This window comes from Marinibactrum halimedae, assembly GCF_021234875.1.
GTDB lineage: Bacteria > Pseudomonadota > Gammaproteobacteria > Pseudomonadales > Cellvibrionaceae > Marinibactrum > Marinibactrum halimedae.
The window spans coordinates 57,915-70,958 of record NZ_JAJQVM010000008.1 but is presented as its reverse complement, the minus strand read 5'-3'; the positions used below and the strand labels follow the sequence as shown (position 1 = coordinate 70,958).

Sequence of the window (13,044 nt, the reverse complement as noted above, 5' to 3'; positions counted from 1 at the left end):
AACCATTTCCAAGAAGCTGAGCATAAAAACACCATATAAAAACAACGCCTAAAAAAATAAACAAAACCAAATCAGAAAACAGGAGGCTCCATGAGCGCTGGCAATACCTTTACTGCCCTAAATATTGCGGTATTAACCGTCTCCGATACCCGCACCGCCGACAACGATACCTCCGGAGATCTCTTACAGAATAAGCTTCAAGAAGCCGGGCATCACTGTAGTGAGCGTGCACTGGTAAAAGACGATGTGTATGCCATGCGTCGGGAGGTCTCACGCTGGATTGCCGATGATACAACGCACGTTGTTTTGATCACCGGTGGCACCGGATTTTCAGGTAGAGACAGCACACCAGAAGCTATTCTGCCATTATTAGACAAAGAGATTATTGGCTTTGGCGAACTCTTTCGACAGGTATCTTATGAGCAAGTAGGCAGCTCTACCATTCAATCGCGCTGCCTTGGCGGGCTGGCCAACAACACGCTGGTATTTTGCCTCCCTGGCTCTAACAACGCCTGCGCCACCGGCTGGGATGTCATCCTAAAAGAGCAACTTGATGCCACTCATAAACCTTGCAACTTTGTTGCACTGCTCACCAAAGGGAACGCCTCAGCATGACCCCGATTGAAGAAGCACTCGCTGAGATTTTATCTCATGCCCCCACCCCTTCACTTTGTCAGGAAACGTCCATTTCAAATGCGCTCGGGGCTTGGTTATCCAACGATATCGTCTCAACTATCGCCGTTCCCCCTCATGACAATAGCGCTATGGACGGTTACGCGTTTCATACTGAGGATGTGAGTGTCGAGCAGAACGGCAAAGAATATGTCTTCCTGCCCATCAGCCAGCGCATTGCCGCAGGCCAAGTACCCGCACCATTAGTAAAAGGGACTGCCGCAAGAATCTTTACTGGCGCCACCCTTCCCGAAGGGGCCAACGCGGTTGTCATGCAAGAAGCCTGTAAAACCGCCGTGAGTCACGCAGAATCTATCGGGATTCCACTTAACATTGAGGCGGGAAACAATATTCGTCCTAAAGGCCAAGACATTCAAAAAGGGCAAATACTCTTTCGTGCTGGTCACCGATTACAACCTCAAGATATTGGCTTACTCGCCTCCATTGGCCTTGCCACTGTGCGCACTCGCCCTCCTCTTAGAGTGGCTATTTTGTCAACCGGCGACGAACTGTTGGAGCCCGGTATGCCCCTTGAAGAGGGTAAAATTTACAACTCAAACCGTTTTACGCTAAGCGCACTACTGCAAACCATGGGGATGCATGTCACGGATATTGGGCGTATTCCCGACAACCTAGACAGCACTCGAAAGGCCCTGGAAGACGCTGCCGCACACCATGATTGCATTATTTCTTCAGGAGGCGTTTCTGTTGGCGAAGAAGATCACGTCAAAGCAGCAATGGAAACCCTAGGGAAATTAAACCTGTGGCGCCTTGCCATTAAACCCGGTAAACCTTTAGCGTTTGGTAACATCAACAACATCCCGTTTTTTGGCCTTCCCGGTAATCCCGTCGCGGTGTTTAATACGTTTTTACTGGTAGTAAAACCCTTTCTCGAACGTATGCTTGGCTCGAAAGTAACTCATCGTACCAGGCCTTTTATTGCGAATTTTTCCGTTAATAAACCCAGTATTCGCCAGGATTATTTAAGAGTATCGATTCGCCATGATGGCCGCATAGAACGGTTTTCGAACCAAAGTTCTGGCGTATTATCGTCACTGACCCATGCGGATGGATTAGCCATTATTCCAGTGAATCAAACCATCCAAATTGGCGATAAAGTAGAGGTGTTGTTGCTCAAAGAACTTATTTATTCATAACCTCTGCTCTACCTGTCTTAACCAGCAAACGTGACGGGTATGCCGATTAACATTGCTTATTAACATAAATAATTTCATAAAAATTGACATAAAAAATGGGAAACTCAGATGGACAAACCGACCCAAACCGAATTAGAAGCCGCCGCCTTCCGTGCCTTAGTTTCACACCTGCAATCCCGAACGGATGTACAAAATATTGACCTAATGAACCTAGCTGGCTTTTGCCGAAACTGCTTAAGCAAATGGTATTTGGCTGCTGCCAATGAGAAGGACATGGATATGGACTACGACCAAGCCAGGGAGAAGATCTACGGCATGCCCTATGCCGAGTGGAAAGAGAAATACCAAACACCTGCCACAACAGAGCAACTTGACCAATTTAAAAAAAGCTAAGGCCTTCAAATCTCATCACTAGCATGAAAAACATCACACTTTCGTGACGGATTTTTCATCAATGCGACACAGAAAGGATTGGAGCGCAGAGTCGATACAGGTAGAATTCAGAAACATGGACTCATCCACCAGTGCATTCGAAATTCAATCCGCTCTGGTGGAAACAACACTCAGTTAGGGTTAAAGGCAGATATGATAAGAAAGTTATTGCCAGTGTTCACAGCCGCTATGATCAGTGTACTCAGTGGCTGCGGCGGTTCATCCGGCGGAAGCGACAATGCATCCAACCCCGGTATTGATCCCGATCTCACCGGATTAAAGTCCGCAGACGCCAATAGCCCCTATGCCAATACCGCCCCTTTGTGTGTGGTGGCAGAAGCACAATCGAGTGCCTGTAGCTTCAATACTCTCCCTTTAATTGGAATGAATTCCAGTACTCCCTCTAACGACGATATTCTTGCTCATACTGTTGTCAGTCATGACTGGATGGCAGAACGGTTTGCCGAAGTATTGCCTCTATTACCAGAGGATTTACGAGGGTTATTTCGTGGTGTCACCGCTATCGTCATTGGCAGTGATATTCGCCCCTCCTTCTACTCTCGATTAACCGGGGCCATGTACATTGACCCCGCTTATTTATGGCTGACCGTGGCTGAAAAAAATACCATTTCTACCGATGATGACTTTCGCGCAGGGTTTGGTAATGGGCTGCAATTTATCTCTTTGTGGACCTACCTAAATGGTAGCAATAGAGGCTGGCAACGATTTTCTCTCACTGACGACAGAACCAGAACAATCGAAGACCTCCCTGCACGCTTATCTGCCCTGTTGTATCACGAATTGGCACACGCCAATGACGTATTCCCCCCCAGTATGGTCGGCACCATTGATAAAGACGACGACCCACTAACAGCAGTAGACCAGTTAGAACCCTTCTGGGCCTCCACAACATTCAGTCGAGGAGGCGACTTACCCCTAACCTCTGACCTACTCTACGATGTTGCCCAAGTCCTGTTTTATGGAAATGAGGCCAGTCAGTCAATTCTTGATTTGACCGGTACTGACCTAGGCATTGAATTTGAGCTGGATTACGCTTCGGATGATTACGCTTATGCTTCGCAATTCGAAGATGTCGCCATGATTTTTGAAGAAATTATGATGCACAAAAACTTCGGTTTTGATCGTGTATTGGCTTACACCAATCAACCCGACTCAAATACTCCAAACTTAAATTGCAGTCACTACATTGTCGAATGGGGACAAAGAAATCGTATAGGCTCGGATTTTCTTCGTCCAAGGGTTGAACATGTTTTAAGACACATGCTCAATAAACAAGACGTGAGTGAATATTTCGTAAACTTACCCGAGCCGGTCAATTTTGAAATTGGTGAATCCTACTGCGATAATTTTTCCCTAACGGCACCCGCTACGACTTCATCAAAATCAAGCGATGTTTATAAAAATGACCTGCCGGTTGAATCAATCATTAACGAACCGATTGAAAGGCACCCTATGCGCTAGGGGCTTTTTTTTGCATTTGCTTCTATCTGTGCGATAGGCTGCGTACGCAGCCCACGTACCCCCTATAAAGCTGCAACAAATTATCCTTAAAGCATTACTACACATTTAAAAACCAGTTAATACAGTGTTCACATAAGTGTCACTTAAACTCAATACTACCCGAGTATTTTTTCCGCCGATTCTTTCACTAACAACTACATCGGGAGAGAAAAAATGGGATTATGCGTAAAAACACTCAAGGTGCTTACTGCAACAGTATTAACTGTTGTTGCAGGTAGTGCGTGTGCCGGTAAACACTGGGACTGGCAATGGGATTGGAAAAACAACATCGACCTTGGTCCGCGCCCAACCTTCTTAGTAGAAGGCATGGAAGAAAGCCACTTAAAGCGTCGTTTAGAATCTTGTAAAAACGGCCCATTTTACAAAACAGACTTTTCCATTGGCCACCGTGGTGCGCCAATGCAATTTCCAGAGCACACAAAAGAATCTTACGTAGCAGCTGCCAAAATGGGAGCGGGTATTTTAGAGTGTGATGTTTCTTTCACATCCGATGGTGAATTAGTCTGTCGTCACGCCCAATGTGATTTACATACCACTACAAATATTATCCTAACCGACTTAAACGACCAGTGTTCCGTTCCTTGGAATGCCGACATGCCCAATCCTGAAAGTGTAAAATGTTGTACGAGCGACATCACTCTTGCAGAGTTTAAAACTCTTGAAGGAAAAATGGACTCTTTTAATCAAGCTGCGACCACTGCTGAAGAATTTGTCGGCGGTGTTGCTGATTGGCGCACTGGATTATACGAAAGCCGAGGCACATTATTAACACACACAGAATCTATTAAATTATTCCAAAAACTCGGTGCGAAGTTTACCCCTGAATTAAAAGGGCCTGACCGCGCGGCACGCTTGCAGGTAGAAGACGTCTTTGGCTCACAAGCCAATTACGCTCAAAAACTGGCTGATGAGTATCGCCAAGCTGGCGTATCGCCTCATAATGTTTGGCTACAGTCGTTTAATCTTGAAGACGTGAAATACTGGATTGAAAAAGAGCCAAGCTTTGGTCGCCAGGCCGTTTATTTAGATGATCGCTATGGCAGCGGCATCAATCCGAATGACCCAAGTACCTTCAGCCCATCAATGAAAGAACTGGCTGATCAGGGTGTCGAAATTATTGCGCCGCCGTTATGGATGCTACTTAAAGTCACTGATAACGGTAAAATCGTTCCTTCTGCCTACGCTCGTGCTGCACGTAAAGCTGGGTTGGGTATCATCACATGGACATTCGAACGCTCAGACCTTCGTAATGGTTCACGCACCGGTGTTGACGAAAACGGAAACCCGGTTGCCACTTGGTATTACCAATTCGATGTTAATCCAAATGCGCAAGCTATTAATACTGATAGCGACATGTACAAAGCATTGCATGTACTGGCTAAAGACGTGAAGATTTTAGGTATTTTCTCTGACTGGCCTGCCACTGTTACCTACTATGCAAACTGCATGGGGTTGTAACGGCAAAAGCCAAGTAAAATAAGAGTGTGGCACATTGTCATTGTCATTGTCAGTAAATTGTGGGTAACGCCTTCCAAAGGAAGGCGTTACCTTTTTATCGCAAATCCAATAAAAACACTTATCGTCATTGCAAGTTAAATCAACGCCTATTTTTAAACTCCATTTTTTCAACATTAATAAGAGCGCCCATAGGTAGTGGGTAATTGATTCAACTGATCAAACGCTAAATTTAACCCTCTCAACATTTTTGTTTCATGCTCTGGGTTTTCTCTTACTAGGCGATCAAGCAATACTCGCATATGAATTAATTGACTCTCTACTTGATCGTACATAACACTGGCACGTAATAAGATATGCTGGTCTTCATCACGAGGATAAGTTTCTACATCCGTCAACCACGCTTCGTATTCGGTTTGCAAAAAACCTGCACTGTTCAAAGAAATAGAAAGCCGCCCAATCATTGATCCCAACGTGCCTACCACCTCACGTTCGGCAGCTCTTAGTAGAGGATGAACCAAATCTCTTACCGCCACAAACGTTTTCATCAACGCTTTATGCCGTTCCAACAATGGGCCATTCACCGCCCCTTTTGGGATCTCTGAACTCTCAGGCACTAATTTGCATAATTGCGCAGCCGCCACATAAACCTCTTCAATATGCAAATCTTTATTAAATTGCAATGCGGTAAAAATCAACTGATAAACATGATCACCATGATGACGATAACGCTGATAAATATCGGCAATAAGATCTGTAATCGCCACTATTTGGCTGAATTTCGATAGCTGATCACCCAATTTATGTTGGGGATAACCCGTACCGTCTGTGCACTCATGGTGATCCAATACAGCTTTACCCACTTCAGCAGACATACCGGCAATAGAATCCATGCATTGTCTACTTAATACAGGGTGCATTTGCAAAGTTCGTATCTCTTCAGGCGAGTAACTGTCTTTACTGAATAACTTGGGGTTTAAATCCAGATATCCGATATCATGAAATAAACCCGCCAAGAAAACCACTTCAAGCTCACTTTGAATCATGCCAAGTTTCATACCAATAGCTGTTCCCGCCATGGCGGAAAAAACAGCTTGATAATAAACTCTAGGAAATTTTCGCGACAACACTGTTAACTTCTGTGTTAACTCAGGCAAGCGACCATATACAGAGCAGAGCTGAGATAACATAGGTAAAAAGCCACTTTGCTCTAAAATAGGCTGCAACCCTTTCTTCTTCTCGCCCAAATAGATCATGAACTGATACAAAGCATTTGAATTAATTGCACCATTCAAATCAATACTTTGAAATATTGGCTTTTCCAGATGATGCTTCGATAAAATTTGTGCCACTTTACTATTAATCACGTCACCGCTTTTTGCCAACACCACACCTTTATCACTGCAGATTTGACTACGGATAACGGCTTTGTAAGCAGGCTTCATAGAGGCCAAGTGTGATAGATAAAATTTATTTTCCTCAAACATAAGCTCATTCAATATGCCGTATTATCGATAAATTTGGCTTACTGAAAAATCTGGCTCTATATAATGGGCTTAAATAATCAGTAAACCAACCTTAGTACTCATTACCTCTCTAATCAGTTTAGCAATGAACACCCACTACGCCGGCAGAACTGAGGGTTTAATACTGCACATAAAAAACCCCAAACACAGTTTGGGGTTAAATCATCTTTTCTTTAAAGTATGAGTTATTTGGCGACAACTTAACATCATCATCACCAAACACTCCGTCAAAAATACACTAATTACTGACAATCACTTCATCTATTACGTGAATAACACCATTGGAAGCATACACATCAAATATTTCGACCATCGCATTACCGACCATCAATGTATTGTTCTCAACTCTGAGATCAACACTTACATCCGCTGCCGTCATTACACTTTGCCCCGCTGCCGCAAAGGCAGAAATAGAGTTCACTGCCGCACCACTAATAACGTGTTCTAATAAAATGGCTGACAACGCATCGGTGTCCGAAAGCAATGCTGTAATCGTCTCAGCGCCCAGCAAGTCGAATGCCGCATCCGTGGGTGCAAATACGGTAAATTCGGTTGATTCATCAGACAATACACTATCCAAACCCGTCGCTTGGAGCGCTGTCACAAGGGTTGTGAAATTTCCATTAGCAATGGCGGTTTCGACAATGTTATCCGTTGAACCGGTCATCTCGCCGGGTGGCAACAAAACGGTATCAATAACATGAATAATCCCATTGTCAGCCTCTACATCAGTTGAGGTCACTTGAGAAAGATTGATAAAAAGATTTTCACCCGATAAAGAAAGCCCCACACTATCTTCATTTGCCATTTCGACAGTCATACCTGCAGAAGCAATTGCCGCTGATGCATTCACTTCACTGCCTGCAATCACATGGTAAAGCAGAATATTCGAAAGCGTATCAGTATCATTTAACAGCGCCTGAATAGTTTCATCGCCTAATTTAGCAAACGCTTCATCGGTAGGAGCAAACACAGTGAATGTTTCCCCTTCACTACCGAGGGTGGCATCTAAGCCAGTCGCCTGTAACGCAGCAATTAATGTTTCAAATGTACCCGCCTGTGTTGCTACATCAACGATAGTAACCACTGGAGTATTTACAATATCATCACCATCATTGTTGTTATTATCGCTATCACTACCACAACCTACTATGCCAATAAGGCTTAACATCACCACTAAAACTTGTAGTACGTATTTTCTAAAAAGAAGAGACATAATCATTTCCTTAGGAGAGTGGAACATTGGGCGTTTTTTTCAAAAAACTGCCTAAACCGAATCCAATTACGAACCACTCTTTCAAACGGATGATGTAAAATAAGAATTCCGTCTGCTTTATCTCAAAAAATGAAATTTATTTCCACTTTAGACATGCACACCACATCCGATGAAATCCAAAAAGATATTAAAGTACGTAAATGACTTGTCTATACACATCCAAATCATTTCCCGAAAGATCAACATCCATACAGAAAGAGCGGATAATAAAGTTAAAAAAAGCTTTTATTTACCGCATATTAATGGCAATAAAAAGACCTTCTCCATAGAAGAAAACCATAGTTGCATTACACACTTAAATTATTCATGTCATGGAAATCCTCTCTCCATCTGCGCAATTAACGGTCACTTACAAATCATAACAAAACTTAAGTCTTTTCAAGGGATTTGGCACCAAAGATAATTGCGACCGTCTCATAACTGTGATTTCATCACACTTATTGTTGAACCAACAGAATACAATTCAACCCAATGATCAAACCATAGAAAAATAATAAAAAATAACCACTAACAAACGTAGCCACTGTTGAATACAAGCGCTAATAAACACCCCAGGACTGGAATCGCAACAATGATGGAATATTGGACGGATAAAAAGTTGTTCAATTGAAAAACAACTTTTTTGAAAACAGCTTACAAAAGAAAATAGCTTCTCTGCTAAGAGTTAATTGTCAAGGATTAATTAAGCCGTCCTCTCATGATGAAAAGCTTTTTCTTCAATTACCCACATGGTAATTCAATTAAAATCACCGTAATTTTGGCCATTCAAACTTGGTCATTTAACCAAAATGGGACAATAGTGCACTAGAATCCGACAATATTAGGCATTCAAGGGCCTCGCTTTCTATGTCCCTACTATCTACATCTCTATGATCCCTTAAAAAAGGAGTTTAGTATGATTCTACCAAGCGATAACATTAAAGTAATTTCAATCGGCCTTCTCAGCAGCGCTTTATTGCTAAGTTCAGCTTTATCTTCTGCCAGTGCGAGCCCATACCAAAGCAATAATATAAATACTTACGTAACGACCAGCCTATTGGATGATGACAATGATGGAATATCAAATGAATTAGACATTGATGATGACAACGATGGGCTGATTGAAATCAGCACACTAGAAGAGTTGGATTGGGTAAGAAATAACTTATCGGGTACTTCTCTGATTACTCATGATGGTACTGAATTTACCGAAGGCTGTGGTACCGCTGCATGCTTTGGGTACGAACTTATCAATGAGCTAAATTTTGATACCAATGGGGACAACCTGATTACCGAAGAAGATGCTTACACAGATTATGATAAAGACGGGCAAAATAACGGGTGGCTGCCCATAGGGTCTGAAAATAACCCTTTTGTCGCCACATTTGACGGTAATCGATTTAAAATCAAAAACTTATACATTAATCGACAAGCAGGTGATCCGGAAACCAACGGACACAATATCGGTTTATTCGGAGTCATTGGTGACCGCGACACATCAGTTTCCATACAGAATATGGACGTTCGAACGGATCGAGAAGGGGTATTTGGCCAAACCAATGTGGGCATTCTCGCCGGAAAACTGATCTCCATTAACAATAAATCCATGCCTTCTTCTTTATTAAAAAATCGCGTTATTGGAACAGCCGAAGGGGTCGATTACATTGGTGGCTTAATCGGGTATACACAAATTGGCTTTTTTGATGGAAGTGCAGTATTTGAAGGTAACAAAGTCCACGCCAACCTCTATGGGAGAGACTATATTGGTGGGCTATCAGGGTATGCCAATGTCGATGAATCCACTTTATCAGTATCGAATAATTTTGCTCGCTGTATTATCTGGGCAGATGATTACTTAGGCGGACTATTTGGAAAAGTGCATTCTCCTTTTCTCTCTTCCCAAGAGTTCAATAACAACATCACCAGCGGTTTTATTCACGGCGGCCATTATGTCGGCGGTGCAGTTGGAGAAATGATTGACAGTTTCGATGGTAAAATCTCCATTTCAGAATTACATTCCTCGGCTCGTGTTTTCGGTGAAGATTACACTGGGGGACTTATTGGCGCGTTAACCGGAGATTTTATCAGTAACATCGAAATGGGGCTCAGCACTGCCATAGGCACAGTCGAAGGGCAACGCTTTACAGGTGGATTAGTCGGAAAAGTGGAAGCGGGCAGTGATGATACGGAAATCAACCTCAACGAGAGTTACGCCACTGGTGATGTTACTGGTATGGAAACGACAGGGGGGCTAGTGGGCGGCGCGTATAGTAATTTCGTCCAAAGCGAAATCATCATTGAGAAAAGTTTTTCCACAGGAAATGTAAACAGCATAGATAATGTTGGCGGTCTAGTGGGTGAAGTAAATATAAAATTCGATGATTCTCGCCCCACCATTATTCAAAATACGTTTTCCAGTGGAACCGTCAGTGGCTCCAGCAACGTTGGAGGCTTAATCGGTATTTATGATTCCTTCAGTGAAGGCTTTAACCCTTCCAATATTCACCATAATTTCACCGTTAGCAAAGTAATGAACACCGAAAATGCAGGGCAAAACAGCATCGGACAAGTAGCCGGTGCCATTAATGCACTTGAAATTACTTTCTCTGGCAATTATTACTCTTTAGATCACTCTATCACCACTGGTGTGGGCAACACAAACTCTGCACCAGACCCTGAAAATGCAGGTGTCTATGGCGTTATCAGTACAGAATTAACCTGCCCAGAAGCCCCCAACAACAATAGTTGCAGTGAACAGACATTATACTCAAATTGGAGCACTGCCATTTGGGACTTTGGTAATTCCACACAACTACCAGGCTTAATTATTAACGGAAAAACCTTCCGCGTAAGTACTGAGAACAACTTGGAAATAGCTGAATAATAAATCTTGACCATTGCTCTTGTGGCCATTGAAGTAACACTCAATGGCCACAAATTTACGAAGCACGAAGATAAATGACTTAGAGTGGATAAAGTCAAAGCATCAAGACAAAAGCGGGCAGCAAGCAAAACCTGACAAACACTCTATCATTCAACGGGCAAGGCCAACGAAAACACACTGCCCTGATCACTGGATTCCACCATTAATTGCCCACCCAACAACCGAGAGTATTGTGCGCAAATCGCTAACCCCAGCCCAGTTCCTCCCTTTGCAAGGCTGTTATGCATATTGGTATAGGGTTGAAATAAACGATCTTTATCTTCATCGCTAATCCCAGGACCATTGTCCGCAACTTGAAGAATCCAATAAGCTTGATGTAGAGTCGAAAGCTGAGACTGAAGAAAACCCAATTGTGACTCTCCCAACTCAGTTCGCTTTAAGGATAACGTAATTTCACCATGCCCATACTTGATGGCATTTGATAATAGCTTTGAAAGAATTTTACTGACCTTGAAAGAATCCGTTTTTACAATTGCTGCTCGGCTTAACTGAAAGCTGACAACCGTATTTTTTTCTTCAATCTCAGACATAAAACGCTGATAGCACTCATTTACCAATATCTCCAAGTCCACATCATGACGATCAATCTTATATTGACCGGACTCAACCTTTGCCAATTCTAGTAAATCGTTAACAAAAGATAATAGATGTTTACTATTTCGACTCACCGCATCGATAGCTGTTAAAAATCGCTCGGGATCTATCTCTCCACCTTGCAGGTAACGCTCTATTTTGGAGGAAAAGCCAATAATAGAGTTTAATGGCGTACGAAACTCATGGGACATGGATGCCAAGAATTCTGTTTTTGATTTATTTGCCAAACTCAATTCTTGTGCCTGAAGTTCCAAAGTGGCATCTGCGTATTTACGTTTTCGCTCATTTTGATAAGACTTGATTAAAAACCCTAATGTAAACATTAAAGGCGTTAAAGTATCCACTAGCGCTTGTGTATACTCCATTGGTGCATTGGCAATGCCTGCCATACCCACTAATCTTTCTCCACAATAAATGGGAACGCCCAAATACCGACATAATGGAGGATGCCCTTTCGGTAATCCTCCCGCAGCAGGGTGTGATGCAGGATGATTTGCAATTACCACCTCGCCTGTCGTTACTGTTACCCCAAACAGCGTTTTATTATTCATAAACTGCATTCCACTGGGGGCATTCACTTTATAAAACTCCCGAGTCGCATCATCCCAACTAATATTCGAAATCGCATGAGTATGGAGGTAAGACTCACCATCGTCTTTTTTGAGAATTTCGCCAATAAACCCATACTCGCTCTGCGTGCAATTTAATAATGCATGTAAAGCACGACCATAGACATAATGGCCACCATAATCAGCAATATAGTCTTGCTGAAGCTCTTTAATCACGTTTAAAACGAGAGCATCATTGAGAATAGGAGAGACACCCGCATTCTCTCGCTCATCACAACTGACTTCAGCAATGGCGGAGGAAGGATAACTTTTCGTTGTTTTACGAGAATCCAAATGACAAAGAAATTCGCGATGCAAAGGCTTTGACTTTTGCTCCAAATACCAAATAACCAGCTCTGCTTCTTGAGAAGAGTGCTTCAATGTCACCATAACGGATTTGCTATGTGCACCCAATTTTGCCGCTTCATAAACTAAATTTAAATATTCATTAAAAAGCAGGCCAGAAGGCAATTGCAGACAATCTCCAAGATCAGTACCTTGAAGGGTCTGTTCAGAGGAGCCAAAAAGAATAGAAGCCGAAGATTGGGAATGAGACAACACAATACCTGCCTGATTGCAGGATATGGTGGCCACTTCTACAAAAATACTGCTGTTAGAATTAGCGTTACTAAGATCACCTCTGATGAAATCACTATCCATCATACGTTGGCATAGATCCTATCTCTATCCAGAATTTACGACCCACCCCGAATTTCCTACCTCTTCAAACCCAGGGAGGCCGTCTTGCATGCACCGCCTCTTCAGTGTAGCTATACAGTAAACACTCAGCAAACCTCACATTTTTTTCGGTCTCTCTTATACCTGAGGATCAAACATTAAGTACTTAAATCTCAAGCAC

9 protein-coding genes are annotated in these 13,044 nt (G+C 42.8%); 6 read left to right on the top strand and 3 right to left on the bottom strand.

The window, feature by feature from the left end:
* Positions 1-90 precede the first annotated feature (90 nt).
* The 5 genes from moaB (at position 91) to LU351_RS06530 (ending at position 5,261) form a co-directional block, all read left to right on the top strand.
* A complete protein-coding gene (gene moaB, locus LU351_RS06550) occupies positions 91-615 on the top strand; it encodes a molybdenum cofactor biosynthesis protein B (protein WP_232593260.1) in 525 nt (174 codons plus the stop codon).
* Positions 612-1,829 carry a molybdopterin molybdotransferase MoeA gene (locus LU351_RS06545; RefSeq protein WP_232593259.1) on the top strand — a complete coding sequence of 406 codons (1,218 nt, stop codon included), beginning with the start codon at positions 612-614 and terminating at the stop codon, positions 1,827-1,829. The genes moaB and LU351_RS06545 overlap by 4 nt, the downstream gene beginning before the upstream one ends.
* A gap of 108 nt (positions 1,830-1,937) precedes the next feature.
* On the top strand, positions 1,938-2,222 hold the full coding sequence (locus LU351_RS06540) for a DUF1244 domain-containing protein (protein ID WP_232593258.1): 285 nt from the start codon (positions 1,938-1,940) through the stop codon (positions 2,220-2,222).
* A 192-nt stretch (positions 2,223-2,414) separates the two neighbouring features.
* Positions 2,415-3,743 carry a hypothetical protein gene (locus LU351_RS06535; protein WP_232593257.1) on the top strand — a complete coding sequence of 443 codons (1,329 nt, stop codon included), beginning with the start codon at positions 2,415-2,417 and terminating at the stop codon, positions 3,741-3,743.
* 213 nt (positions 3,744-3,956) lie between these two features.
* On the top strand, positions 3,957-5,261 hold the full coding sequence (locus LU351_RS06530; protein ID WP_232593256.1) for a glycerophosphodiester phosphodiesterase family protein: 1,305 nt from the start codon (positions 3,957-3,959) through the stop codon (positions 5,259-5,261).
* A gap of 173 nt (positions 5,262-5,434) precedes the next feature.
* Here the strand turns inward: LU351_RS06530 and LU351_RS06525 are convergent, their stop codons facing one another.
* Both LU351_RS06525 and LU351_RS06520 read right to left on the bottom strand, forming a co-directional pair.
* Positions 5,435-6,745 carry an HD-GYP domain-containing protein gene (locus LU351_RS06525; protein WP_232593255.1) on the bottom strand — a complete coding sequence of 437 codons (1,311 nt, stop codon included), beginning with the start codon at positions 6,743-6,745 and terminating at the stop codon, positions 5,435-5,437.
* A gap of 277 nt (positions 6,746-7,022) precedes the next feature.
* Complete coding sequence (locus LU351_RS06520) at positions 7,023-8,000, bottom strand: fasciclin domain-containing protein (protein WP_232593254.1); 978 nt, start codon at positions 7,998-8,000, stop codon at positions 7,023-7,025.
* A gap of 955 nt (positions 8,001-8,955) precedes the next feature.
* Between LU351_RS06520 and LU351_RS06515 the strand changes: the two genes are divergently transcribed.
* Complete coding sequence (locus LU351_RS06515) at positions 8,956-10,923, top strand: hypothetical protein (RefSeq protein WP_232593253.1); 1,968 nt, start codon at positions 8,956-8,958, stop codon at positions 10,921-10,923.
* A 146-nt stretch (positions 10,924-11,069) separates the two neighbouring features.
* Here the strand turns inward: LU351_RS06515 and LU351_RS06510 are convergent, their stop codons facing one another.
* Positions 11,070-12,848: a sensor histidine kinase gene (locus tag LU351_RS06510; protein WP_232593252.1), complete on the bottom strand. Its 1,779-nt coding sequence runs from the start codon at positions 12,846-12,848 to the stop codon at positions 11,070-11,072.
* Positions 12,849-13,044: the final 196 nt, after the last annotated feature.

Excerpts from the sequence above, each read along its gene's own strand:
- LU351_RS06540 (WP_232593258.1), top strand. The coding sequence starts at position 1,938 with ATGGACAAACCGACCCAAACCGAATTAGAAGCCGCCGCCTTCCGTGCC.
- LU351_RS06545 (WP_232593259.1), top strand. The coding sequence starts at position 612 with ATGACCCCGATTGAAGAAGCACTCGCTGAGATTTTATCTCATGCCCCC.
- LU351_RS06525 (WP_232593255.1), bottom strand. The coding sequence starts at position 6,745 with ATGTTTGAGGAAAATAAATTTTATCTATCACACTTGGCCTCTATGAAG.
- LU351_RS06520 (WP_232593254.1), bottom strand. The coding sequence starts at position 8,000 with ATGTCTCTTCTTTTTAGAAAATACGTACTACAAGTTTTAGTGGTGATG.
- LU351_RS06535 (WP_232593257.1), top strand. The coding sequence starts at position 2,415 with ATGATAAGAAAGTTATTGCCAGTGTTCACAGCCGCTATGATCAGTGTA.
- LU351_RS06530 (WP_232593256.1), top strand. The coding sequence starts at position 3,957 with ATGGGATTATGCGTAAAAACACTCAAGGTGCTTACTGCAACAGTATTA.
- LU351_RS06510 (WP_232593252.1), bottom strand. The coding sequence starts at position 12,848 with ATGATGGATAGTGATTTCATCAGAGGTGATCTTAGTAACGCTAATTCT.
- moaB (WP_232593260.1), top strand. The coding sequence starts at position 91 with ATGAGCGCTGGCAATACCTTTACTGCCCTAAATATTGCGGTATTAACC.
- LU351_RS06515 (WP_232593253.1), top strand. The coding sequence starts at position 8,956 with ATGATTCTACCAAGCGATAACATTAAAGTAATTTCAATCGGCCTTCTC.